Annotated in this window: 21 protein-coding genes, 1 pseudogene and 1 riboswitch; of the genes and pseudogenes, 9 read left to right on the plus strand and 13 right to left on the minus strand. The window is 59.3% G+C overall.

Annotated elements, in window-relative coordinates; all coding sequences use genetic code 11:
- Positions 1–7 precede the first annotated feature (7 nt).
- On the minus strand, positions 8–1,729 hold the full coding sequence (locus tag MO767_RS16940; protein WP_282481428.1) for a type I secretion system permease/ATPase: 1,722 nt from the start codon (positions 1,727–1,729) through the stop codon (positions 8–10).
- Positions 1,730–1,983: 254 nt separating this feature from the next.
- Here MO767_RS16940 and MO767_RS16945 point away from each other — a divergent pair.
- Positions 1,984–2,841: pseudogene (locus MO767_RS16945) on the plus strand (sialidase family protein); the annotation flags it as partial.
- Between the two features lie 481 nt (positions 2,842–3,322).
- Here the strand turns inward: MO767_RS16945 and MO767_RS16950 are convergent.
- Positions 3,323–3,502, minus strand: coding sequence for a hypothetical protein (locus MO767_RS16950; RefSeq protein ID WP_282481429.1), 180 nt, complete (start codon positions 3,500–3,502; stop codon positions 3,323–3,325).
- Between MO767_RS16950 and MO767_RS16955 the strand changes: the two genes are divergently transcribed.
- On the plus strand, positions 3,501–4,310 hold the full coding sequence (locus MO767_RS16955; RefSeq protein ID WP_282481430.1) for a PP2C family serine/threonine-protein phosphatase: 810 nt from the start codon (positions 3,501–3,503) through the stop codon (positions 4,308–4,310). The genes MO767_RS16950 and MO767_RS16955 overlap by 2 nt on opposite strands.
- 54 nt (positions 4,311–4,364) lie before the next feature.
- Here the strand turns inward: MO767_RS16955 and MO767_RS16960 are convergent, their stop codons facing one another.
- The 4 genes from MO767_RS16960 to MO767_RS16975 all read right to left on the minus strand — a co-directional run bounded on the left by MO767_RS16960 (position 4,365) and on the right by MO767_RS16975 (position 12,831).
- A complete protein-coding gene (locus tag MO767_RS16960; RefSeq protein WP_282481431.1) occupies positions 4,365–7,103 on the minus strand; it encodes a LuxR C-terminal-related transcriptional regulator in 2,739 nt (912 codons plus the stop codon).
- 378 nt (positions 7,104–7,481) lie between these two features.
- Positions 7,482–8,846 carry a DUF1329 domain-containing protein gene (locus tag MO767_RS16965; RefSeq protein WP_033061304.1) on the minus strand — a complete coding sequence of 455 codons (1,365 nt, stop codon included), beginning with the start codon at positions 8,844–8,846 and terminating at the stop codon, positions 7,482–7,484.
- A gap of 28 nt (positions 8,847–8,874) precedes the next feature.
- The gene (locus MO767_RS16970; RefSeq protein ID WP_282481432.1) at positions 8,875–10,812 is read right to left on the minus strand and encodes a DUF1302 domain-containing protein; all 1,938 of its coding nucleotides are present in this window, start codon (positions 10,810–10,812) and stop codon (positions 8,875–8,877) included.
- A gap of 336 nt (positions 10,813–11,148) precedes the next feature.
- Positions 11,149–12,831, minus strand: a complete 1,683-nt coding sequence (locus MO767_RS16975; protein ID WP_282481433.1) for a fatty acid--CoA ligase — start codon at positions 12,829–12,831, stop codon at positions 11,149–11,151.
- Between the two features lie 344 nt (positions 12,832–13,175).
- Between MO767_RS16975 and MO767_RS16980 the strand changes: the two genes are divergently transcribed.
- Positions 13,176–14,069 carry a glycosyltransferase family 2 protein gene (locus MO767_RS16980; RefSeq protein WP_282481434.1) on the plus strand — a complete coding sequence of 298 codons (894 nt, stop codon included), beginning with the start codon at positions 13,176–13,178 and terminating at the stop codon, positions 14,067–14,069.
- Between the two features lie 15 nt (positions 14,070–14,084).
- Here MO767_RS16980 and MO767_RS16985 read toward each other — a convergent pair whose 3' ends face one another.
- A complete protein-coding gene (locus MO767_RS16985; protein WP_282481435.1) occupies positions 14,085–14,714 on the minus strand; it encodes a LysE family transporter in 630 nt (209 codons plus the stop codon).
- 91 nt (positions 14,715–14,805) lie between these two features.
- Here MO767_RS16985 and MO767_RS16990 point away from each other — a divergent pair, with 91 nt between their 5' ends.
- The 3 genes from MO767_RS16990 (at position 14,806) to MO767_RS17000 (ending at position 17,652) form a co-directional block, all read left to right on the plus strand.
- Complete coding sequence (locus MO767_RS16990) at positions 14,806–15,771, plus strand: 2-hydroxyacid dehydrogenase (RefSeq protein WP_282481436.1); 966 nt, start codon at positions 14,806–14,808, stop codon at positions 15,769–15,771.
- Between the two features lie 33 nt (positions 15,772–15,804).
- Positions 15,805–16,803, plus strand: coding sequence for a class I SAM-dependent methyltransferase (locus MO767_RS16995; protein WP_282481437.1), 999 nt, complete (start codon positions 15,805–15,807; stop codon positions 16,801–16,803).
- 52 nt (positions 16,804–16,855) lie between these two features.
- Positions 16,856–16,978: riboswitch (yybP-ykoY riboswitch) on the plus strand.
- An 89-nt stretch (positions 16,979–17,067) separates the two neighbouring features.
- Positions 17,068–17,652, plus strand: a complete 585-nt coding sequence (locus MO767_RS17000; protein ID WP_008155932.1) for a TMEM165/GDT1 family protein — start codon at positions 17,068–17,070, stop codon at positions 17,650–17,652.
- Between the two features lie 100 nt (positions 17,653–17,752).
- Here the strand turns inward: MO767_RS17000 and MO767_RS17005 are convergent, their stop codons facing one another.
- Positions 17,753–18,571 (minus strand): M48 family metallopeptidase, encoded by an 819-nt coding sequence (locus tag MO767_RS17005; RefSeq protein WP_282481438.1) that lies wholly within the window; start codon positions 18,569–18,571, stop codon positions 17,753–17,755.
- Positions 18,572–18,768: 197 nt separating this feature from the next.
- On the opposite strand from MO767_RS17005, the gene MO767_RS17010 reads away from it, so the two are divergent.
- Positions 18,769–20,910 (plus strand): methyl-accepting chemotaxis protein, encoded by a 2,142-nt coding sequence (locus tag MO767_RS17010; RefSeq protein ID WP_282481439.1) that lies wholly within the window; start codon positions 18,769–18,771, stop codon positions 20,908–20,910.
- Between the two features lie 48 nt (positions 20,911–20,958).
- Here the strand turns inward: MO767_RS17010 and MO767_RS17015 are convergent, their stop codons facing one another.
- Genes MO767_RS17015 through MO767_RS17025 form a run of 3 tightly spaced genes read right to left on the minus strand, consistent with a single transcriptional unit; the run spans position 20,959 to position 22,073 of the window.
- Positions 20,959–21,582 (minus strand): SOS response-associated peptidase, encoded by a 624-nt coding sequence (locus tag MO767_RS17015; RefSeq protein WP_282481440.1) that lies wholly within the window; start codon positions 21,580–21,582, stop codon positions 20,959–20,961.
- 35 nt (positions 21,583–21,617) lie between these two features.
- Entirely contained in the window at positions 21,618–21,878 is a 261-nt protein-coding gene (locus MO767_RS17020; protein WP_008153386.1) for a DUF2007 domain-containing protein, read from the minus strand.
- A 12-nt stretch (positions 21,879–21,890) separates the two neighbouring features.
- On the minus strand, positions 21,891–22,073 hold the full coding sequence (locus tag MO767_RS17025; RefSeq protein WP_129441317.1) for a CPXCG motif-containing cysteine-rich protein: 183 nt from the start codon (positions 22,071–22,073) through the stop codon (positions 21,891–21,893).
- Positions 22,074–22,215: 142 nt separating this feature from the next.
- Between MO767_RS17025 and MO767_RS17030 the strand changes: the two genes are divergently transcribed.
- Positions 22,216–23,379 carry a 1-acyl-sn-glycerol-3-phosphate acyltransferase gene (locus tag MO767_RS17030; RefSeq protein ID WP_282481441.1) on the plus strand — a complete coding sequence of 388 codons (1,164 nt, stop codon included), beginning with the start codon at positions 22,216–22,218 and terminating at the stop codon, positions 23,377–23,379.
- 64 nt (positions 23,380–23,443) lie between these two features.
- Here MO767_RS17030 and MO767_RS17035 read toward each other — a convergent pair whose 3' ends face one another.
- Both MO767_RS17035 and MO767_RS17040 read right to left on the minus strand, forming a co-directional pair.
- Positions 23,444–23,728, minus strand: coding sequence for a hypothetical protein (locus MO767_RS17035; RefSeq protein WP_282481442.1), 285 nt, complete (start codon positions 23,726–23,728; stop codon positions 23,444–23,446).
- A 364-nt stretch (positions 23,729–24,092) separates the two neighbouring features.
- Positions 24,093–24,677 (minus strand): YajG family lipoprotein, encoded by a 585-nt coding sequence (locus MO767_RS17040; RefSeq protein WP_123365654.1) that lies wholly within the window; start codon positions 24,675–24,677, stop codon positions 24,093–24,095.
- Positions 24,678–24,880: 203 nt separating this feature from the next.
- Between MO767_RS17040 and MO767_RS17045 the strand changes: the two genes are divergently transcribed.
- Complete coding sequence (locus tag MO767_RS17045; RefSeq protein WP_282481443.1) at positions 24,881–25,114, plus strand: hypothetical protein; 234 nt, start codon at positions 24,881–24,883, stop codon at positions 25,112–25,114.
- Positions 25,115–25,188: the final 74 nt, after the last annotated feature.

Below are 25,188 nucleotides of genomic sequence, written 5' to 3' on the forward strand. Positions count from 1 at the left end.
TAACGCCTCAGGCTTCTTCATTGCGGGTTACGACGGCTTTTGGCGCCGCGGCTGGCAGCAGGGTCTTGAGCACCTGGTCACGTGGGCCGAGCAGGGTCTGTACGCCATCTTTGAGGAACAACAATTTGTCGACTGCGCCGAGAATGCTCGGCCTGTGGGTGACCAGCACTACGGTGCAGCCTTCGGCCTTGAGCTTGCGCACGGCCTGCACCAGCGCCGCTTCACCGGCATCGTCGAGGTTGGAGTTGGGCTCGTCGAGCACCACCAGCGCCGGCTGGCCATACAACGCGCGAGCCAGGCCGATGCGCTGCTTCTGGCCGCCGGACAAGCCCAGTCCACCGGTCCCGAGCAAGGTGTCATAGCCTTTGGGGAAGTGCAGGATCATCTCGTTGATACCGGCCAACTGTGCCGCTTCGATGACCTTGCCGGAATCAACCTCACCGAAGCGCGCGATGTTTTCAGCGATGGTGCCATCGAACAACTCGATGTCCTGGGGCAGATAACCCAGGTAAGGGCCGAGGGCTTCGCGCGACCACTGGCTGACTTCGGCGCTGTCCAGGCGTACCGAGCCCTGTTTCGCGGTCCAGATGCCGACCATGGCGCGGGCCAGGGAAGACTTGCCCGAAGCGCTCGGGCCGATGATCGCCAGGACCTCACCCTTGGCCAGGCTGAAGGTCACGCCGTTGATTGCGGGCTTGTGCATGCCCGGCGGGATGATCACCAGGCGGTCGATGCTCAGGGCCCCGGTCGGCGGCGGCAGAGGCATGCGCAGCGCGGCCTTGGGGAATTCGGTGAGGAGCCGGTTCAAGCGTTCGTAGCTGCTCTTGGCGTTACCCATCTGCTTCCACGAACCAATCAGCGCCTCGGCTGGCGCCATCGCGCGCCCCAGCAGGACGGACACGGCAATCATCACCCCGGCGGAAATCTGGTTCTCGATCACCAGGATGGCACCCAGGCCAAGGGCCAAAGATTGCCAGGTCATGCGGACAAAGCGTGACAGCGCGGCGATCCGCGAGCTGCGGTCACTGGCTTCGCCCTGCTCGCTGATTACCCGTTGCTGCACGTTGTACCAGCGCCGGCGCAGGGGCGTGAGCATGCCCATCGCCTGAATCACTTCGGCGTTCTGCAAGGTGCTGTTCACGTAGCTGGAAGACGCGACGGACAACCGGTTGGCTTCGCTCATGCTTTTGCGCGTGGTCAGTTCGTTCCAGACCGCCAGCCCGGCCAGGATCAGCGAACCGATGACGGTGAACACCCCCAGCCAGGGGTGGAACAGGAACGTCGCGATGACGTAGATCGGCAGCCACGGCGCATCGAAGATGGCAATCAGTGCCGGACCGGTCACGAACTGGCGGATGCTGTTGAGGTCGCTCAGCACCTGCGCCGGGTTGGCGCTGTGCTCCTTGAGACTACGCTCGAACGCAGCATCGAATACCCGCTCGCCCAACTGGGTGTCCAGCCCGGCGCTCATCTTGATCATGACCTGGCCGCGCACCCATTCCAGCACACAGCCAAGCGCAAAGAACCCGAGCAGGATCAGGCTCAGCATCAACAGGGTGGTTTCATTGCGGCTGGTCAGGACGCGGTCGAAGACCTGCATCATGTAGATGGAAGGGACCAGCATCAGCAGGTTGATCACCCCGCTGAACAGTGCCAACACGCCGAAAAGCCGACGATACCGTAGCAGCGCTGCATCGATATCTCGCTGGGGATCTAGGAAAAATCGCATAAAGTCCGAAAGATGAAAAAAGCATTGGGAAAAAAACGATGATTGTGTCGATGACCGGGTGCATCGCGCGGCGGCCAATGAAGCATTTTGCCTCTAGCTAATAAATCGCCTGAAGCCAGTCAGCTCCCTACTCCATCGGCTCAAACCAACCGTTCTTGAGCCTATTTTCAATGTGCCGACGAGCAGCAACCGAACCTGTACTAAAGTCTGAACTTCAGCGTTTTAATGAGCCATGAAATGCCAAAGGCTTGATCATGCGCATTGATTTTCCCGCCTTTCCTGCTCTCGGCGTCTACCTTGCCCTGGTTTGTCTATTCGCAGGCGCATGGATCACCCACCCTGCCCCCAGGCATGCCTCCTTTGCCCTGGTAAATCCACTCATGGCGGTGGCGGATAAACAGGCCAAACCCATCTACACCAGCCGTTTCGCCTCCTCGGGGCTTGAGGACTTCGTGCATTCGGCGGCAGTCACTGCCTTGCCTGACGGTAGCCTGATGGCGGTCTGGTTTGCCGGCACTCGCGAAGGCGCAGCCGATGTGCAGGTGCGCTCCGCCCGTTTCAACCTGAGCACCGGCGAGTGGGGGGAGGAACAGGTCATGGCGACCCGGGATTCGACCCAGCAAAGCACACGAAAATACATCCGCAAACTGGGCAACCCGGTGATTGCCCTCGCGCCGGACAATCGCCTGTGACTGTTCTACGTCTCCGTATCCATGGGCGGCTGGGCCGGTAGCGCGGTCAACGTGATGGTTTCAGACGACTTTGGCGGGTATTGGTCGGCACCGCGCCAATTGATCACTTCACCTTTCCTGAACATCAGCACCCTGGTCCGGTCGGCACCGGTGTTTCATGTCGACGGCTCCATCGGCTTGCCGGTCTATCACGAATTCCTGGGCAAGTTTGCCGAGTACCTGTACTTGAGCGCCGACGGTGATGTGATCGATAAATTCCGTATCAGCCACGGCAATAATTCATTGCAACCGGCGATCGTTCCGCTGGATGGTCAGCGCGGCATTGCCTTGTTGCGTTATGCCGGCGCCACCCACCACCGGGTCCTGGCGAGCCGCACTGAAGATGCCGGGCAAAGCTGGAGCGAACCTTGTCCGCTGGATTTTTCCCAACATTTCCATGCTGATCACCCTGTGTTCTCCTGCTCGGAAAATGAGCAGAAGCAGTTGAACACCTGGGTCAGTTTTCGGTCAGCGGCAACACTCTGGATATCACAATGTATTGCGAGGCTATTTTGAGTTCGTCGTCCGGCACAAATCTGGCACACCTGCACTGCATCACACTGCAAAATACCGTTCAATAATGCTTCAATTTGCAATGACACAACCAGTTGATTTTCAATAAGAAATTAAAATAAACCCCGAAGAATCAGGTAGTCAGGAAGCTAAGGGTTATTGCAGTTGCACTGCAACGGGCCGACGGGCCGACGGGGAAGGTTTCGCGGATGAGGGCTGTATTCGGGGTTTGCATGGGTTTAATCCTGGTGCCAAGGCTGGGTACTGCGGTTGTGATCCGCAAAATTGATAGGTTATCCTCGCGCCACGCCTATTTTGAAACAAGACGGCAGGAAGCCAATGCCCCCCTTCAATGGAACACGTGCTCGTCGATAAACGCGTCCTTTTTCTGGACCCGGACATTATCAACCGCATTCGCGGCAAGAATGGTCTGCCCTTTATCGCCTACTCCGATCTTCGCGCTCAAGCGAACAACGGCACCACAGAACGGCCAGGCAAACCACCCAATTCCCAGCAAGGATAATCCCATGCCAGAAGACCTCAGCTGTAAAACGGCCTGCGCGTTTGTGGCAGGACGCTCGCACCTCGAGACTCAAACGCCTTGCCAGGACTATGTCGCGGCCAGAGAGTCCAACGAAGTGACCTGCATTTCATTGGCCGATGGGGCTGGCTCCAGAGCCAGATCCGAAATCGGCGCCCAAGTAGCGGTCACGGCTACCCTGGCCTTTGTCTGCAAAAACTTTGAAAGCCTGTGGCAAAACATGGACAAACACAACGCGAAGGCAGCTCAGCGACTGGTTAATCGCTGCCTGGACGCGTTCAGACGTAAATCTGCAAAGCTTGGCGGCGATATCAACGACCTGGCCTGTACCTTGTCGTTCGTCGCTTACTCACGAGGCCGCTACCTGGCAGGCCACTTGGGCGATGGCGTCATCGCAAGCGTTGATACGGACGGACAACTTCAGGCCCTTTCTCATCCAGTAAATGGCGAGTTCGCCAATACCACCCTGTTTCTGACTGATCATAAAGCGGTGTCGCAGCTCAGGTTGTACCGTGGGCAAATCGAAGCCACGACTGGCTTCGCGATCATGAGCGACGGCACCGCAGAAAGCCTCTATCACAAATCCAGCGGCGTCCCCGCCCCGGCGATCCAAAAGCTGCTGGAGTGGAATGCAACGTTGCCCAGAAAAAAAATGAGGGAAGTGTTGGGTGACAACTTGCAACAGTCCATTGCCAGTAAAACCGGAGATGACTGCTCCATAGGCTTACTGTCAATCCTGAAGCACTCCATCGACATGGGACAGACATCCGGAGTGACTGTCTCAGAGGAGAAATGACCGAAAACCTCTGATCGCAAGGCCCAACTTGTTTCGGGGGTCTTCAAACGGCGACTACTGCAATACACCCAACTCTTTCGCCTTGGCGACCGCCTGCGTGCGTCGTTCAACCCCAAGCTTGCTGTTGATATGGCTGGCATGGGTTTTCACCGTGTGCAGCGAAATAAACAACTGATCGCTGATTTCCTGATTCGAACAGCCTTGGGCGATCAGTCGCAGGACAGCCATTTCCCGCGTACTGAGTTGTTCCGCCGCGGCGGATGACTCCGCTGCGGGACGGGCTGCCACTGTCGGAAGTAGTTCTGAAAGGCTCTGTGAAACGGGCGTCGGCGCACCGAGTTGAAGTTGTCCACGCAGCCAGTCCGCATGTTCGGTCAACAGCCCGTCAAACGGTTGCAACACTCCACCGGCCGCTGCTTCGAGTGCCTGACTCAGGGCCTTGCGGGCCTCGGGTTCGCGTCCGCACCCCAGCAATAACGTCACTTTCTGAGTCAGTGCCATCACGCTGAGCAGCTGCCTGCCCGTTTGCTGCCCATGCTCAAGCAACGCGTCCAATCGTCCTTCGGCCAGCATCGGCTGCCCCTGAATGACCTCCAGCAAAGCCTGCTGCAACTCGATATGCAGCGGCAGTTGCGGATGGAACTCCGGAGGGGCTGCCGCGTGTTCACCGTTGTAGGTCTGACCCAAGCGAGCGAGCCAGGCTTCGGCCAGATCGGTACGTCCCTGAGCCAGCCAGAGTTCGCATTTGACCAGGGTGATCATCGCCAGGTAGTAGATCGGTGGCACGTCCCAGATGTGCATCAGGCGCTCGGCTTCGGCGAGTTCGGCGAAGGCTTTGGCGAATTCGCCGCTGCTGCCCTCAAGCCTGGCGATCACGCAGTGGCCGATCAATACGCTGATATCGCGACAGGCGCGTGCCTCACTCAAACCGGCTTGCAAGCGTGCCCGCGCGGCTTGGGGTTGCAAGCGCAGGGCCAGCAAAAAGCCTTCGTACAAGGTCAGTCGGGCGCGCACCGCATAGAGCCGTTGCGGGGATAACCGTTGCAGGCGTTGCAGGCCCTGGCGCACTTCATCCAGCGAACGAAGGATTTCCCCTCGTGCTTGCAGCACGCGAGCGCGGTCGTAGTGGGCCAGCGCTTCGAACAGCGGGTTGCCGACCCGCTGCGCCAACTCCAGAGATTCACGGTTCAACCCGCGAGCACGCCACAAATCGCCGTCGGCAATCGCCAGGTTGGAGAGGGTCGAAAGGCACATCAGGCGTTGCCCGTAGCGTTTGGCGGGCAGGCTCTCCTGCGCTTCGGTGCAGTAGAGCAGTGTCAGCTCACGATTGCCGCGCCCGCGAGCGATGATCCCGCTCAGGGCCAGCCATTGCGCCAGCATGGATTTCTGCGCAGTGGCGGACGGGGCCGGCAGGAAGCGGCTCAAATGACTGGCCAGCTCCTCGGCGGCGTCCAGCTGACAAGCCAGCCCCAACGCCCAGCTGTACAGCACGATCAGCCGTGGTGTGCTGATCAGCAGGCTGTCGGGCAAGTCCATTTTCCAGCGCAGCAACATGCCGACGTTCTGTTCAGCCAACAGTTGTTCTTCGGAGAGGTTCTGCACCAGGTTCGCCGCGACGTCCAGGTGCCCGGCGCGCAATGCCTGCTCCACCGCTTCATCGAGCAGCCCCTGGGCATTGAACCAGCGACAGGCGCGCAGGTGCAGGCTGGCCGCCGGTACCATCGCTTGCGCGGTAGGCCGGGTCCGCAACAAATCGGAAAACAAATGGTGGTAGCGATACCAGTGACCGTTTTCATCCAGTGGCACCAGGAACACCTGATGGGCCAGCAGAAAACGCAGGATCTCGGCACTGTCATGGGCTTCGCGAACGGCATCGCACAGTTCGCTGCAAAAGCGTTCCTGAGGTGCTGTGTCGTAAAGAAATGACTGCACCTCGGCGGGCAGACAATCGATGACCTCTTCGAGCAGGTAATCGCGGATCAGCCCTTCCCCGCCATGCAAGGCCTGCGGCAAAGCGCCCTGGGAGCCCGCTTCAGACGCCGCCAACAGCCAGAAACGCAGCCCGGCGACCCAACCTTCGCTGCGCTGGATGAGGCTCTCCAGCGCTTCGCCGCGCAAGGAGCTGCTGTGCCGATCAAGCAGGGTCAAGGCTTCATCGTGAGTCAGGCGCAAGTCCTGTTCATTCAACTCGAGCAGTTGCCGCGACAGCCGCAGGCGCGCCAGATGCCAGTCCGGCCGCTGCCGACTGGTGACCATGACCAGCAAGCCGTCAGGCAGGTGATTGAGGAAAAATTGCAGGCAGCGATCGAGAACCGGGCCCTGCGCCAGATGGTAGTCATCAAGCACCAACAGCAGGGGCGTACTCGCAGACAGGTGCACGGCCAACTCATCGAGCAAACCGTCCAGCCATTCTTCAAAGGCAAACGGCTGGTGCCGCTGGCGCATTTTCAGCAGCCCCAGGGACTGGCTGCCCAGTCGCGGAAAAAAGTCCTGGAGGCCTTCGAGCAACCGCTCAAGAAAACGTCCGGGATCGCTGTCTCGCGGACTCAACCCCAGCCACAGACTTTGCCAGTGAGCCGGCAAGCCCTGACAGAACTCCACCGCCAACGAACTCTTGCCAAACCCCGCCGGTGCGCTGACCAGCAACAACCTGCCACCAAGACCCGCACTCAGCCGCTCGCACAGACGTGGCCGCAGCACATGGCCGTCAGGCAACGGAGGCCGAAAAAAACGCCCATCCAGTGCCGCGATGGCAACGCTTGCAGGGCCCGGGTGTGGGGACAGATCAGTCATGGCCGGCTCTTGTTTGAATGGCGGTTGGCGGCGTTGCAGATGTCCGCAGCCTATCGGTAAACGAAGAGGGAATGAAGGTTATTGCTACAAATGGCTACAAAAAGAATACAAGCAGAAGTGTCGAGCAAACCCGACAGTCACACCGCCCTCGTAGCAGCTGTCGAGCTTGCGAGGCTGCGTCCGGCTGCGAAGCAGTCGTGAAGTCAAACGCTGCGGTGTTTCAGGACAACCTTGCATTCAGGTTTTACGACTGCTTCGCAGCCGGACGCAGTCTCGCAGGCTCGGCAGCTGCTACAACGGATTGTTATGTCCATACAAAAAAAACGCCCCGAACCAGTCGGGGCGTTTCTCGAGGATGCGGCCTCTGTTCAGGGCAGCTTAGCGAACACCATCCTGGCGCAGCGCGGCCGGAGTGAAGTCGCTGGTGGTGGCGGTGAAGCCGAAGTCATACGCCGATTTCTCTTCGTTCTTCATGCCCAGTGCCAGGTAGCGGCCCGATTGCAGGTCGTACAAGGTTTCCAGGGTGTACCACGGCACTTGAACGTTGTAGTAATTCTGGGAGTGCGCTTCCGCCACACGCCACAGTTGGTTACGACCGTCGTAGTGGTCGATCACGGCCGCTTGCCAGGTGTCTTCGTCGATGTAGAAGTCACGCTTGGCGTAGATGTGACGCTGTCCTTCCTTCAAGGTAGCCACCACATGCCAGACCCGACGCAGCTCGTAGCGTGCCAGGTCCTGGTTGATGTGGCCGGCCTTGATGATGTCGTCGTACTTGAGTTGCGGCGAGTCGAGTTTGTAGCTGTCGGAGGCGATGTACATCTCTTTCTTGCCTTCGAGTTTCCAGTCGTAACGATCCGGCGCACCGTTGTACATGTCCAGGTTGTCGGAGGTACGCAGGCCATCGGCTGCGGTACCCGGCCCGTCATAGGACACTTGTGGCGCACGACGCACACGACGCTGACCGGCGTTGTAGACCCACGCCGAACGCGGCTCTTTCACCTGGTCGAGGGTTTCGTGCACCAGCAGTACACCACCGGCCAGACGTGCCGGCGCGGTCACTTTCTGCTTGAAGTAGAACAGGATGTTGCCCGGGTTCGCCGGATCGTAATCCTTCATTTTGTCGCGGAACACGAACTGGTCCTGGAAGTACACCAGGCTGTACGAGCCGTTCGGCTGCGGCGTGGCCTGGGTCACCAGACGGGTCACGCTGCCACCGCGATAGCGGGTGATGTGGTTCCAGATGACTTCGACGCCGGTCTTCGGGATCGGGAATGGAACGGCGGTTTCAAAGTTCTCCAGACCGTTGCCGCCGGACACCAGGTTAGTGGCGGTGGCGTTTTTCTTGATGGAGGCAAACACGGCATCCGGCACAGTCGCGCCGCGATGGGACGGGTAAACCGGCATTTTGAAGGTTTCCGGGTAGCGCTTGAACATCGCGTATTGGCCCGGTGCGAGCTTGTCCTTGTACTGGTCGACGTTCTGCGCAGTGATGGTGAACAGCGGTTTTTCACTGGCGTACGGGTCGGACAGGAAACCTTTGCTGTCGGCAGTGCCGGCGTTTTTCGCCATCGGCTTCCAGGCCGGGATCGATCCGTCAGCGTTGCCCGCCATCTCGGCGCCCATCGGGGTCAGGCTCTTGCCCAGTTTGTCCGCTTCGGCCGCAGGCACCGCCGCCATGACGCCGGTCGCCAGCAGCGAAAGCCCCAGAACACCGACGTGGAACAGACTCTTTGTTATTTTCATATGTGTGTTCGTCCTGAAAATACAGTGCTTAGAAGTTCACGCCGACGCTGAGCGCAACGAAGTCGCGGTCATCTACGGTGGTGTACTTGCCGTCGAAGAAGTTGGTGTACGCCAGGCTTGCGGTGTAGGTGTTCTGGTACTCGGCATCGACGCCCAGGCTGACCGCTTTGCGACCTTCCTCGAAGTTGCCGCCAGGGCCAGGCGAGTAACCTTCAACGTCGTGGGACCAGGCCACGTTCGGCTTGAGGTTCACACCGGCAAATACGTCGTTGTATTCCCAGATCGCACGGCCGCGGTAGCCCCAGGAGTTTGCGGTGGTGAAGCCGTCGTTTTCACAGTAGCGACTCACGTTGTTTTGCGCGCCACCTGCCAGGGTGCCGGTGTTTACTGCCTCGCACTGACCATTTGGCAACGGCCCCGGACCGTAGCTCGGGTCACGGCCGTAACGGGCTTTCGAGTTGCTTTCCAGTCCGCCGACGTGGGTCCAGCCAACCTCACCCACCAGGGTCAGTCGTGCGGCGCCCATTACCTGGTCGAAGAAATGAGTAAACGTCGTCTGGAGCTGGGTCACTTCTTTGCGGCGATAGCCTGGTTGATCCTGTCCTGGGGTCCCTTGGAGCACGGAAAGGTTAGGGTTCAGGGGGGTCAGACCGGAATAGAGGATGTCAGTGGTATTGAGCTGAACCGGAGCATTCGGCCGATAGCTGACTTCACCGCTCCACGCCGTACCTGTAGGTAATGTGGTGGAGAAGCTCAAGCCATACAGTCGAATGTCTTCAGGGTATTCGACGTAGTAGCTGGAGTTACCGGCCACCACCAATGGCAACAAGCTCGGTGCCAGGGAACGCGCGACACTGACAGGAACACCCGCGCCCGCCAGCGAGCCCACCAGGCCCGTCGCACTGTAAGCGCTCGCTGGAGCGCCTTTACCGCTGAAAATCGGCGCACGGCTGTGATAGTTCATGAAATAAGCGCCGAACTCGGTGTCCAGCGGATCGAACATGTATTTGAAGGACAGGCCAAATTGACCGCTGTCACGGGCATCGCGATCCGGACCGCGACGAACGATTACACCTTCATCCGGGTTACCCCAGGTCACACCCTGGGCTGCGAGGGTGTTGAGAGTGGCACCACGCAGCGAAGCCGGCAGCCTCGCAGCCGTCAGCGAACTGTTCACCTGATTTTGGGTGCGCAGTACGGCCAGGTTGTTATCGCAGCCATCGGCAATTACGTCCGGTTGCGAGAAGAAGGTGCCGCAGTTGTCGACAACGGTCTGGTCCCATTCGAGCTGGTAGAAGGCTTCGGTCGAGAGGTTCTCGGTGAGGCTCTGCGAGACATAGAACATGTTGACCGGGATCAGGCCTTCCTTGATCTCGGCACCAGGGCGACGGAACGCGGAAACGTCGATCGGGTTGATCGAGTTGATGCCACCACCGATGAAGGTACTTTCACCCCAGCTCACGACCTGCTTGCCCAGACGCACGGAACCCGGCTGATCGGCAATGGCATAGTTGTGGTAAACGAAGGCGTCGAGGATCTGCCCGCCAGAGGACTTGGCGCCTTCCTTGCGGTTGTCATTGCTGACGTTCTTGAACTCAAGGTCCTCGTTTTGTAGTGCGAAGTCGTACCAGTATTTACCCCGTACGAAGACACCGGTGTCGCCGTACTTCAGTTCGAGGTCATGGATACCCTTGAAGATCTTCGAAAAGGCCTGCCCGCTCTTGAAGTTCAAGTGACCGTCATCGGAAGTCTGGGACAGGCCATGCCCTCCGTTGTTGACACCGATGAGGTTCTTGTTCGGCGACTGGGTCGAGACACTCATGCCCAGGGAGAGAGACGAGTCAAACTGACCTTCGATTTCACCAACGTTGAAACTGACGCCGAATGCTGGCCCGGCGAGCGTAGAGGCAAGACTGACAGCCAGGGGCAGTTTCGCCCGGCGCCAGAACTGGTTTACTGATGTCATCGACGCTACTCCATGTGCATTATTGTTATGGCAGTGAGCACTTCTAAAAACGCTGTGGATGACTGGGAGCCAAGGCGTCCCTAAGTCATTCCAAAGTTGCATCGCCCCCGTTTGTGCGCTTGCTCCGTTCTTAAAAATCCTTGGGCGGACTATAGCCAGCAGGTAGTACTGCTTGATCCCTCTAAAGTGTGATTTGCAGCTGCCAGCCACTCTGGAACAGTCCTTTGCCAAGCCGACGCCCGTCGGCCCGGCAAGGATGGCTGAAATTTCAGATTTGACAACCCAAGCGCTTGCTTGGTGGGGCTGGCGTGCCCTTTTGGGCACGCCAATTGACGCTTAAAGCGTCGAGAGGAAGGTGCTGTTGTTGGCTTGCCATTCGGTGATGTCGACGCGAATACGTTTCTTGTCGAGTTTGCCGACACTGGTCTTGGGAATTTCAGTAACAAGGGCGATCTGGCTCGGGATGGCCCACTTGCTCAGGTGCCCCAATTCCACGAATGGCTTGAGGTGCTCCTTCAGTTCCCTGGCCCCGATCACATGGCCTTCGCGGACCACCAGCAGCGCGAACGGACGCTCGCCCCACTGCGGATCGGCAATCCCCACCACTGCTACTTCGCGTACCGCCACGTGGCGACTGATCAGGTCTTCCAGGTCCAGGGAAGAGATCCACTCACCACCGGTCTTGATCACATCCTTGATCCGGTCGCGAATGTCGATCACACCCATGCTGTCCAGGGTCGCTACGTCACCGGTGTGCAGCCAGCCCCCAGCCCAGAGCTCGGCACCCTTTTGCGGTTCGTTGAAATAACCTTCGGTGAGCCACGGTGCACGCAGCACCAATTCGCCTTGGGTCTCGCCATCGGCGGGCAGGAAGTTGCCGTCGGTGTCGACGATTGCCGCCTCCACCAATGGCCCCGGCACACCGGCCTTGATCCGGTACGTGGTGCGTTCGTCTTCGGTGCCGGCCATCAGCTCATCGTTGAGATGTGCACACGACACCAACGGCCCGGTTTCCGACATGCCGTAAGCGGCGGTCAGTTGAATGCCCTTGGCCTTGGCCGCTTCGTAAAGCGCACGGTTCAGCGCACTGCCGCCGATGACGATTTTCCAGCCACCGAAATCCGTGCCTTGCGCCGCTTTGGAATTGAGGACCATTTGCAGGATGGTCGGCACGCAATGGGAAAAGGTGACCTTCTCCTTGCGCCACAGCTCCACCAGGTACTCAGGGTCATAGCGACCGGGATAGACCTGCTTGAGCCCGAGCATGGTCGCCACATACGGCAGGCCCCAGGCGTGCACATGGAACATCGGGGTGATCGGCATGTAAACGTCGTTGGTGCCCAGCAACCGCACGCTGTCGATGGCGCCCATGATGGTCGACACACCCATGGTGTGCAGCACCAGTTGCCGATGGGTGAAGTACACACCTTTGGGATTACCGGTGGTGCCGGTGGTGTAGAACGTGGTCGCGACCGAGTTTTCGTCGAAGTCCTGGAAGTCGTACTGCGTACTCGCCGCCGCCAGCAACTGCTCGTACTCGCCAATGAGGTTCGGCAAGTCGGCGGTTTTTTCCGGCAGATCGGTCAGCAGCAGGGTTTTCTCCACCGTGGCCAGGTGCCCGGCAATGGCCTGGTACAACCCGACGAACTCGCTGTTGACCAGCACAAAGCGGTCCTCGGCGTGGTTCATGGTGTAGAGGATCTGCTCCGGTGACAGGCGCACGTTAATGGTGTGGATCACCGCGCCGATCATCGGGATGGCAAACATGCATTCCAGATAACGATGACTGTCCCAGTCCATCACCGCTACGGTATCCCCGGCCTTGACGCCGGCCGCCGTCAGCACGTTGGCCAGCCTCGCGACCCGTTCGATCAGGGTCGGATAGCTGTAGCGCAACTGGTCGCGGTAAATAATCTCGCGGGTTTTCTCGTAACGAGCGCCGGACATCAGCAGCCGTTTAATCAGCAGCGGATACTGGTAAGCGCCTTCGGCTGGGGGGATAACGCGAGTCTGCAACATAAGAGTCCCTTTTCTGACTGCACGGTCGTGGCTGAAAGTAAGCACTTTAGTGCGCTTGGACGCCAGCCAAATCAGCCAAAGGAATGATTTGCAGAACCGGACAAATACTAGCTTTGCGCCACTACCTGGTGTGTTTCGTCGAGAATTCGGGACCTGCGCTGTAAAACGTTGAAACGCATGCGCGCAACACTTGTCTGTGACCCTACGTACGATACGGCCACGATGAGCCGAGCGGTTGGCAGCCAAACAGTTGCCCAGGTCGCCCAACCCTCCACCTCATCTTCAAGAGAAGGATCTTGTCACTAGACCTGTCTGGTCACACGCCATCGGTATCCCATACAACAATGAGTATTGAACTGACCGCCCCCGAGAACTCCCCATCGACACAAGCGCCTCTGGTTTCCATCGTGGCGCCCTGTTTCAACGCGAAAAAGTACCTGGAAGTCGCCATCAAGAGCATCTTCGCCCAGGACTACCCGAACTTCGAAGTCATCATCGTGGACGATGGGTCCAGCGACGACAGCCTCGCCATACTCAAGCGCTTACAACACACCTATGACTTCCAGCTGTATTCGCAACCGAACCGGGGCGTGAGCGCGGCACTCAACCACGGCTTGCGATACGCCAAAGGCGTCTATGTGTCGACGCCGGACCTGGATGACATCATGTTGCCGGAGTCCGTACGCATTCGCGCCGAATACCTGGACCAGCACCCGAACGTCGGCTGCGTGGGGGCGCTGATCAGCTACATGGACTGCGATGGCAACACCATCAAGCAGCAACAACGCGACCGGATACACACCTACAACTTCGATCAGGTCCTCATAGGTGCCGTTGTGATCGGCGCCCCTGTTGCGCTCTATCGCATGAAAGCGATGCGAAGTGCCGACTTCTACGCGCCGAAGCTGCGGGTTCAGGACTTCCAGATGACGTTGCGGATTGCCCGGCTGGGTTATGAGATCCATGAATTGCCGATCTGCATGACCCGCTATCGCCGCCATGCCAACAACCTGTCTAGAAAATACCGGATGCTGCTCCAGGCGGACCTTGAGGCGATCGCGCCGTACGTGAACCATCCCGGCTATCAGAGCGCCCGCACCAAACTGGTAAACAAGGCTCTCAAATATGCGGTGGTCGAAGACAAGCAAGAAGCCTGGCAGCTGTTGCGCTCGATCCCCTGGCGACACCTCAATCGAACCAGCTTCAAACGCTTCAAGCGGCTGGTATTACATCGCTAGCCGCCTCACAAGGCCTCAGTGCATCTCGGTAAACGCGAGTTTCACACCGATGGCAATCAGCACGGCGCCCATCGTCCGATCGAACCAGTGGCCCATCCGGGCAAAACCTGCGCGTACGCGCTGCTGGCTGAACAGCATCGCCACCAGGCAGAACCACACAGCGGTGGCCACCGCGAGGTAGATGCCGTAGCCCGCCTGTACCGCCAGCGGCGTTTGCGGATTGATCACCACGGTGAACAGCGAAAGGAAGAACAGCGTCGCTTTCGGGTTCAGACCGTTGGTCACGAAACCCGAAGTGAAGGCGCCACGAGCGGTGCGCTCGCCCGCTTCCTTGTGCAGATCGTCAGCCGCCGGTTGGGCCGGCTGTGCGCGCAAGGCCTTGAAGCCGATGTACAGCAAGTACGCGGCGGCCGCCCATTTGAGGGCATTAAACAACACGATCGACTGGGACACGATCAGGCCGATGCCGAGCAACGAATAGCCGACGTGCAGGAAAATCGCCGTGCCGACGCCCAGCGCCGTCCAGGTGCCCGCTTGACGACCATGGGTCACGCTCTCACGCACCACCACGGCAAAGTCCGGGCCGGGGCTGGCCACGGCCAGCAAGTGAATCAGGGCAACGGTCAAAAACTCTGTCCAGTACATGGGGGATCCTTTTCGCCAAGCGTAACTGTTTGTTTCATCTGGTAGGCTCGGCAGATTACGCCTTCAGTTCATTGCACAAAAGGTACAGTTGATGACGAACACTCACCGCGCCGTTTTCCTCGACCACCCGTCCCTGGACCTGGGTGACCTCGACCTCAGCCCGCTGCAAGAGTGTTTCAGCGATTTACAGCTTTTCGCCCAGACCACGCAGGACCAAGTGATCGAACGCCTTAAGGGCGCCACCGTTGCCATCAGCAACAAAATCCTGATCGACGCCGCCGCCATCGCTGCCAGCCCCGAGCTGAAGCTGATTCTGATCACCGCCACCGGTACCAACAACGTTGACCTCGCCGCCGCCCGCGCCCACGGAATTACCGTCTGCAACTGCCAGGGTTACGGCACGCCGTCGGTGGCGCAGCACACGATCATGTTGCTACTCAATCTGGCAACGCGCCTGGCCGATTATCAAAAGGCTGTCGGCGAAGGTCGCTGGCAGGAGGCGAAACAGTTCTGCCTGCTGGATTACCCGATTGTCGAACTGGAAGGCAAAACCCTCGGCCTGCTCGGTCACGGCGAACTGGGCGGCGCGGTTGCACGACTGGCCGAAGCCTTTGGCATGCGTGTACTGCTCGGTCAGATTCCCGGGCGCCCTGCCCGGCCGGATCGTTTGCCACTGGATGAGCTGCTGCCGCAGATCGACGCGCTGACCCTGCACTGTCCGCTCAACGAACACACCCGCCACTTCATCGGAGCCCGTGAGCTGGCCTCGATGAAACCCGGTGCGTTCGTGGTCAACACCGCACGCGGAGGCCTGATCGACGAACAGGCCCTGGCCGATGCCTTGCGCAACGGTCACCTGGGTGGCGCGGCTACCGACGTGTTAAGCGTCGAGCCACCGACCGCCGGCAATCCGCTGCTGGCCCCTGACATTCCACGGTTGATTGTCACCCCGCACAATGCTTGGGGCAGTCGCGAGGCACGCCAGCGAATCGTGGGCCAGTTGACCGAAAACGCTCAGGGATACTTCAGTGGTAAAGCGCTGCGGGTCGTCAGTTGATAGACTGCGGCACTTTTTTCACAGGAGCAGAGTATGGATCCGCGCAGTGAAGTACTGCTTCGTCAGGCCGAGTTATTCCAGGGTTCGGTGCTGCTGGCCGGTTTGCCCGACGATGACCTGCTGGGCCGTTTGCCCGACGCTCATGGCTGGTGCTGGCATGCCGGCGATCAAGCAGCGCTGGATGCTCGCTTCGCCGAGCGCAGCCATTTTGGTGTGACTGTAACAGAGCGTGCGTTCGACACCGCCGTGGTGTTTCTGCCCAAGTCCAAGGACCTGACCGACTACATCCTCAACGCCCTCGCCTCCAGACTGGCCGGTCGTGAACTGTATCTGGTGGGTGAAAAACGCAGCGGCATCGAAGGCGCGGCCAAGCAACTGAACCCCTTCGGCAAACCGCGCAAGCTCGACAGCGCGCGGCATTGCCAGCTGTGGCAGGTGACCGTGGCCACTGCGCCAGAAGCCAAGTCGCTGGAAAGCCTGGCCCAGACCTATGAGTTGTCGCTGGCCGAAGGTCCGCTAAAAGTCATCAGTCTGCCGGGCGTGTTCAGCCACGGTCGGCTGGATCGCGGCAGCGCACTTTTGCTGGAACATCTGGACAAATTGCCGAGCGGCCATTTGCTGGACTTCGGTTGTGGTGCCGGTGTGTTGGGAGCAGCGGTGAAACGTCGCTATCCACACAACCAGGTCACCTTGCTTGATGTGGATGCGTTTGCGGCTGCCAGCAGTCGCCTGACATTGGCTGCCAACGGTCTGGAAGCAGACGTGATTACCGGTGACGGTATCGACGCCGCACCGATGGGGCTGAGTGCGATTTTGAGCAACCCTCCATTCCATGTCGGGGTTCACACCGACTACTTTGCTACCGAGAACTTGCTTCGAAAAGCGGCCAAACATCTGAAAAACGGTGGCGAACTGCGCTTGGTGGCGAACAGCTTTCTGAAGTATCAACCGCTGATCGAAGAGCATCTGGGCGTATGTGCGATCAAGGCTGAAGGACAGGGTTTCAGGATCTACCGAGCCAAACGCGGCTAGGACTACTTTCTAAAAAAGAGGCTTGCCCAATCGGATTTGCCTAGGCAGAATCCGCTCCGTCCTAGGGGAGTAGTCTCCCACGAGCGCCATGCTCGTCCGGCATACGTCAACATACTTGGTCAACAGACCATGGCGTATGCGACCCAAGCGTCCGCATCAGACGGATCGCAGGGTTTGACAAGACCTATGACACGAACACCTTACCCGGGGCGGGAAGGCTGTACGTGTCATAGCCGTGTCGACCCGCCCCTTAGGAAAAACCTGATGCTGGATTCACTTCTCGTTCCCACCGCAATCGTTGCCTTGGCCGAAATCGGCGACAAGACGCAACTGCTCGCGCTCATTCTCGCCGCTCGCTTTCGTAAACCCTGGCCGATCATCGCCGGTATCGTCGCTGCAACCCTGGCCAACCACGCGGCCGCCGGCGCGGTAGGTGCCTGGGTCGGTAGTTTCTTCTCGAATGCGACGCTGCACTGGATCCTCGCCGCGAGCTTCACCGCGACCGCATTGTGGACCCTGGTGCCGGACAAGATGGATGACGACGAAGCCAGCACCGCCCGCAAGTTCGGACCGTTCCTGACCACGCTGATCGCGTTTTTCCTTGCGGAGATGGGCGACAAGACTCAAGTCGCCACGGTGATGCTCGCGGCGCAATACCCGGAACTGTGGCTGGTGATCATCGGCACTACCGCCGGCATGCTGATTGCCAACGTGCCAGTGGTTTTGGCGGGTAACTTTGCCGCGGATAAATTGCCGCTCACCCTGATCCGTCGCCTGGCGGCGTCGGCGTTCTTCATCCTCGCCATTGTCGCGGTGTACAAGGCGATGCAGAGCAGCGGTTGGGTTTGACGCGGTAAGTCAGTGACTCCGCGTCATCGCTCATCGCGAGCAAGCTCGCTTGTATGTTTAGACTTGAAGGGGTGGCGTCAGCAGCCGCGCCACATGACTATCAGGACTTTCTGGCTTTCTCGTACAGCGGCATGACTTTCGGGATCGCCGCCTGCAACGAAGCAATACGACTCGACGACGCCGGGTGAGTGCTCATGAACTCCGGCGACGAACCTTCCGAAACCTTGGTCATCTTGTTCCACAGGGTGATCGCGGCGTTCGGGTTGTAACCGGCGCGAGCGGCCAGTTCCAGGCCGATCAGGTCCGCCTCGTTTTCATTGGCGCGACTGTTGGGCAAGGTCATGCCGTAGTTGGCCACGGTATCCGCCAGCGCGAGGCTGTCCTGACCCAGACCAAGCAAGGCACCGGCGCCCTGCTTGGCCATTTCGATGCCGTAAGCCTTGGACATCGCTTCACGACCATGCTCGCGCAGGGCGTGGGCGATTTCGTGGCCCATGATCGCGGCGATCTCATCGTCGGTCAGTTGCAGGGTGTCGATCAGCCCTGTGTAGAAAATGATCTTGCCGCCAGGCCCGCAGTTGGCGTTGAGCTCGTCGCTCTTGATCAGGTTGACTTCCCATTTCCATTGGGCCGAATCCGGACGGAAAACCGGCGCCTGGGCAATCAGCCGGTCGGCAATCGCCTGGACACGTTTGGCCTCGTTACTGGTCTTGTCCAGCACGCCTTTGGTGTTCGCCTCGCCGACAGTCTTTTGATAAGACTGGGCGTACATCTGGTTGACCTCGTCGGTCGACAACATGCTGAACATGTACTGCTTGCGCTCAACGCCCACCGCACCACCGCTGGTGGTATTGACCGACTGACAACCGGCGAGCAGCAGACCTGCGCTCAGTGCACACAAAACCAATGTCTTGCTCATCAAAAAACTCCCTGAAAACATGCGGCGTATCCTAGGCGGTGAATTGTATCGGCGCCAGATACAACGGACGTGTAGCACACACTAATTCATTTACGACATCAAACATTCCAAAACAGCCAATTCGCCAAACCCCGCTCATGACCATCGACACCCCGCCGATACAGCACCGCAGACGTCCTCTTGCGTGCGGAGCACCAATGAAATTCAAGTCGATCCAGTTTTCCGTGGCGGCCCTCGCCGGCGCCATCGTTCTTAGTGTCGTGGCAGCCCTGGTGCTGTACGCGTTGTTTTCCGGCGCACGGACACAGGACATGGTCCAGCAGCGGACCCAGGCACAATTCGAGCAAGTCATCGAACAACGCCTGACGTCACTGGCGCAAACCCAGGTCAGCCAGATCCAGCGCGAGCTCGAAGCGCCACTGTTGATTGCCGGCGGACTGGTGCGAGTCAATGCATTGATCGGCACCCCGGGCGCCGATGGCCAGCCACAGTTGAACCTGAACCGTGAGCAATTGATCAGTCTGATCAAGGAAAACGTCACCCAGAACCCGAAAATTCTCGGCACCTACATCGGCTGGGAAAAAAACGCCCTCGATCACAACGACGCGGCCTACGTCGACACCAAGGTTGTCGGCATCGACGCCAGCAACGGGCGCTTCCTGCCATGGTGGTTCCGTAACGAAGACGGCAGCCTGGGCCTGGACAAACTGGTGGACGTCGACGACCAGAAAACCCTGTCCACCGGCGTTCGCGCCAGCGAGTACTACCTGTGCTCGAAAGAAACCAAAAAATCCTGCGTGATCGATCCGGCGCCCTACAAGGTTGGCGACAAGATCGTCATGCTCGCCTCCTTTATAGAACCGATCATGCTCAATGGCGCCTTCCAGGGCATCGTCGGCGCCGACCTCTCAGTGAACTTCATCCAGGAAATGCTCCTTGGGGCGAATCAGAAGCTGTACAGCGGCGCTGGTGAAATGGCCCTGATTGGCGGCAACAGCCGGATCGTTGCCTACACCAAGGACCCAAGCAAATTCGGCGAGAAGGTCAGCGACATCCTCGACAGCCAGCAGATCGCCAACATGGCCAATCTCAAGCGCGGCGAAGTCACCTACACCGTCGACAAGGCCCAGGGCCGGATCGAGTTGTACCTGCCGTTCGGTATTGGCCAGACCGACGCCCGCTGGACCCTCATGCTGCAACTGCCGCTGAACGCGGTGATGGCCGACCTGCAAAAGCTTCAGGGTGATCTGGACGCCCAGCGCAAGTCCGACACCTTCGGCATGGCCATGGTCGGCTTGTTGATTGCCGGTATCGGCTTGCTGGTGATCTGGCTGGTGGGCCACGGCATTGCCCGGCCGCTGAAGCAGATGGTTGCCATGCTCGACGACATCGCTCAGGGCGAAGGTGACCTGACTCGACGCCTGACCAGCGACCGCGCCGACGAATTGGGCTCGATCGCCAAAGGCTTCAACACCTTCCTGGCCAAGTTGCAGGTGATGATCACCCAGGTGGTGACTTCGGTGCAGAGCGTCAGCGACTCGTCGGAACATACCGCCGACATCGCCATCCGCACCAACATCGGCGTGCACAAGCAAATGGCCGAGATCGATCAAGTGGCCACGGCGGTGCATGAGATGACTGCCACCGCCCAGGACGTGGCGCGCAACGCGACCCAGGCTGCGCAAGCTGCCAGCCATGCGGATCAGGCAGCAGCGCAGGGCATGCAAATCGTGCGGGACACGTCGAACTCGATTGGCGTGCTGGCGATAGAAATCGGCAAGGCTGTCGGCGTGGTGCAAACCTTGGCCAAGGACAGCGAGAACATCAACGCGATCCTGACGGCCATTCGCGGGATCGCCGAACAGACCAACCTGCTGGCCTTGAACGCGGCCATCGAAGCGGCCCGCGCCGGCGAACAGGGACGCGGTTTTGCGGTGGTAGCCGATGAAGTGCGCAACCTGGCGCAGAAGACTCAGAAAGCCACTGAAGAAATTCAGACCATGATTCAGCAACTGCAACAAGGCACGCGCGATGTGGTGCGGGTAATGGAGGACAGTCAGAGCCGCACCGATGAAAGCGTGCAGCACGCGGCGAAAGCGGCCGAGGCACTGGAGACGATTACGCAGGCGGTGTCGGTGATCAACGACATGAACACCCAGATTGCCAGTGCGGCCGAGGAACAGAGTGCGGTGGCTGATGACATCAATCGGAACGTGATCAACATCGGGCAAGTGGCCAATGAAGTGGCGGGCGGAGCGGATGAGTCGAGTGCGGCGAGTGCGGATCTGACCAAGCTGGCTGAGCAGCAGCGGCGGTTGATCAATCAATTCAAGGTTTAGGGTTCAATGATCGCTTCCACGCTCTGCGTGGGAACGATCATTGAGAGGTTAGCCGGGGGTCAGACACTCCGGCCCATTGAGCTTCGGATCGTTCACCAGATTCGCCAACACCCGCTCGCGCAACGCTGCGGGCTCACTGGCGAGTAACGCTTGCAAGGCATGCAACGGAGTCTCTGGATTGAGCCACGCCTCCTGCCCCGCCGCATCGAGAATCAGCGGCCGACGCTGACTCGCCGCCGGCTGAGTGATCACCGCCGTACTCAGCCACACCTGCTCCTGCACCGGATACGCTTCCCAAATCGCCGCAAAAAACAGCGTCGAGCCCTGTCCCGGCGTCAGCCAGAACGGACGCTTGCGCTGCGTTCCGCGCCATTCATAAAAGCCGTTGGCCGGCAGCAGGCAACGGCGTTCGCGCAGGGCCTGGCGAAACATCGGTTGCTCAGCGACGGTTTCGGCCCGGGCATGGGCTGGCGTACGGGACAAATCGGTCAGCCACGGCGGCGTCAAACCCCAACGCGCGCGGGCCAACTCGCGCTGGCCGTCAACACCCGCGCGCAGCATCAACACCGAATCGTTGGGGGAAATATTCCATTGGGCCTGCTGATCGGCGGGGAAGCCAGGCAGGGCCGCGAAGGCGGGGTTCCAGCGAAACAGGGCATAACGTCCACACATGGGGCAACACGACTCTTGATAAAACGAACGTCAGCCTAACAGACCAGCGTACCGGGAAAACTTTCCGGTTCATCGCCGGGCAGTGGCAGCGCGGCATTGTACGCGGTGATCAACTCCCGGGCGTACTCGGCCTCGTCGTTATCGACTGACAGGCCCAGCAGGCCAAAGATCGGCAACTCGCCGCTGCCACCGAGCAAATCGCGGCCCACCAAATGGGCCTCTATGCCCTCGCTGGCCAACATGCTTTGCAGCAACTCACCTTCCATGAGGTTTTCCGGCTCGTAGATTCGCTGCATGGGGTGCCCCTTTCATTCGTTTTCGCTATGAACTTCGAGCAACCATTCGTGACCGTCAGTCTGCAGAACAAACGTGATGGGGCGACAACACACCGGACAGTCTTCGATATAGGTCTGATCGCCACCGGACAAGTCCAGAACGGCCTCAGCCTCTTCACCACAATACGGACATTCGTAGCGCTCGGTTTCCAGCATCGCGGTCTCCCAGGTGACTTGTGCGTATAATCGCCGGTCTATTTGCAGGGCTATTTTTGTCTGGCTAACTTTTCAGACCGTGCCCCGTTGGTTTTCGATCAAAACCTTTACTTACCCTAGCCGTTTCTAACAAGAGAGCATGATGGGCGAATTCGATGCCATCCGACCTTACAATGACAGCGAAGTCCCGGCAGTGCTGGACCGGCTGCTCGGCGACAAGGCGTTTCTAGATATCCTCATCCACTTCCGCTTCCCGCGTTTTGCCGGTGCTTTCGGCTGGATGCTCAAACCTCTTATAGCTCATCGGCTGCGCCGTGAGTTCGCTGACGTCACGTCGGTGGCCACGTTGCAGGATAAAGTCGAGATGTACGTCGACCACACCATTGAGCGAGCCACGGACGGGGTGACGTACACCGGCGTCGAGCAGTTCAAGTCCGGCAGCGCCTACCTGTTCATTGCCAACCACCGCGACATCGTGATGGACCCGGCCTTCGTCAACTATGCCGTGTACCACGCCGGCTTGCCGACACCGCGCATCGCGATCGGCGACAACCTGCTGCAAAAGCCCTTCGTCAGCGATCTGATGCGCCTGAACAAGAGCTTCATCGTGCACCGTTCGATCACCGGTCGCCGCGAGAAGATGGCGGCGTATCAGCTGCTGTCGGCCTACATCAACCACTCGATCCGCAAGGATTGCGCCTCGATCTGGATCGCCCAGGCCGAAGGCCGGGCCAAGGACGGCGACGACCGCACCGAGTCGGCAATCCTGAAAATGTTCCACATGAGCCGCAAGGACGAGCCGTTCGGCGAAGTCATTCAGTCGTTGAACCTCACTCCGGTGTCGATCAGCTACGAATATGACCCGTGCGATCAAGCCAAGGCCCGCGAACTCTTCATCCGCGCCACCACCGGCAGCTACACCAAAGTGCCGGGCGAGGACGATGTGAGCATCGCCAAGGGCATCACCGGCTACAAGGGCCGCGTGCATGTGAACTTCGCCTCGCCGATCACCGAGCTGTTCGACGACACCAAGCAATTGGCGATCGAGATGGACCGGCAGATCCTCGGCGGCTACCGCCTGTTCCCGGTGCACTACCTCGCTTACGCCCAGTGGAAAGACGCCGACCCGCAATTGCAGGTGCCGAAAGCCGCCGAGGTGTTTGCGGCCGACGAACTGGCCAAGGCTAAGGAGCAATGGCAACAGCGTCTGGACGCGTGCCCCGAGGAGCATCGTCCGTTCATGGTGCTGCAATACGCGACGCCGGTGCGCAATCAGTACCGTGTGAAAGCGGGATTGCCGCTGTAACGTTTTTGGCTGGATACGACAACGGCGCTCTCGGGCGCCGTTTTCATTGTTGCGTATTTTGCTGTCAGAAGCGTGTACTGATCCACGACACCAGCAGCGCCAATCCCAGGCAGGCAAAACCGAATCGATAGAAAAACCGGTTCATGCGCAAGGTCGCGCCGTCCAGCATCAACGTCGGGCCATCGATACGACGGCTCTGGCTTTGCGCTTCGAGAACGGCCAGCGCGCGCTGTTCGCGGCGACGAGTGGCATGCAGCAACCAGCCGCCCGGAAAGGCAAACAACAAGGCCAACAGGTTGATCAACTTGGCGGGATGGTTGGTAAACAGCGAAATCAAATGCAACGACATCACGAACCTCAGCAAAACAGGTGGCAGACGCCGAACCGACGACCGCGGCGCGAAGTTTACCGAAAGCCTCGCCACCTGCCCTTGCTTTCCGACAAATAACGAATCATTTGACCAATCCCTGCCCTGTGTCACGGCGCCGTCATCTGCATACGCCAGTCTGGCGCCCCCTGACACCGCAGATCCCTTGTGGGAGCGAGCTTGCTCGCGATGGCGGTGTGTCAGCTGCATTGATGTTGACTGATACTCCGCATTCGCGAGCAAGCTCGCTCCCACAGTTGTTCAGTGCAGGTCCGTAGGAAATCGACAGGCATGAAAAAACCCGGGACCATCACTGGCACCGGGCTTTTTTGAATCCAGCGAACGCTTACTCGCCGAGAATCTGACCAATCGTCGGATCCTTGAACAGACGCGTCAACGCATCGCTCAACACATCGCTGACCAGCTTGGTATTGGTTTCCTGATTCGGCGCCATACCAAAACGCTGATCCAGGGACGCACCATAACGACCGCTGTAACGACGATTGGCATTCTGCACATCGGAGCGGAACGTCGCGCCAATGGTGGCCTCAGTTACATACATGCCTTCTTTAGGCGACTGATACTTCAGCTCGGCCAGGGTCACGGTCAACTGCGGAGCGTTCAGCGCATTGGAGGTTGGGGTGAAGCCCAACAACCGCACGGCCGCTTCGGCCTGAGCCTGCAACTTCGGCAGAATCTGCGCGCCCTGCACGGTGATCGCGCTGGTCTCAGGGTACAGGCCACCACGGGTGCCCAGAGTCGGCGACGGACGACCGTCCACCACACGAACCACCACCGGCTGACCATGGCCGACCGGCGCCAGCTGAGCCGTCAGCTTGGGTTCCGGATTCAGTTGTTGCGGGCTGTGGGCGCAGCCGACCAGGGTCAAACTGGTCACAGTGATCAAACCGAACAACAGGCGTTGCAACATGCGCTTCTCTCCAGAATCAGGCACTAAGGCCCGCAGTATAGCGGTGCGCCACTGCGGCTAACTAGAGCCCTGCAGTGATTACTGAAATGTCTGACAAACCCTTGGGAGCCGGGTTCCTGTCACATAGATGTCACCGCCCATACACTTGCTCGTCACGGCTCGCTGGCAACCTTTACAGCAGTCACCCTACGAGGTACTTCGCCATGCGCTATCTCATCTCGCTATTCACTCCGCGCCCTCTGCATCGCTGCTTCGCCCTGCTCGACCGCAACGGCCATTGCCAGGCATTCAAACAGTGCAGCCTCCAGCCGATGGGCGATGGCTGGGTCGAAATCGAGGAAATCCGGCTCAACTGGTTACACCATCCCCTGCCCCCTAGCGCCCGTGTCAACCAGCGCCAGCCACGTGCGCAAGCTCAACACCTGTTGGCCACCTGACCGAACACCTAATAAAAGTCATTAAACACGACCATTTCCCTGCGTTTCTTCGCTACAATCTCCCCCCGATTATA

The sequence above is a fragment of the Pseudomonas sp. UYIF39 genome (assembly GCF_029963765.1).
Classification (GTDB): Bacteria; Pseudomonadota; Gammaproteobacteria; order Pseudomonadales; family Pseudomonadaceae; genus Aquipseudomonas.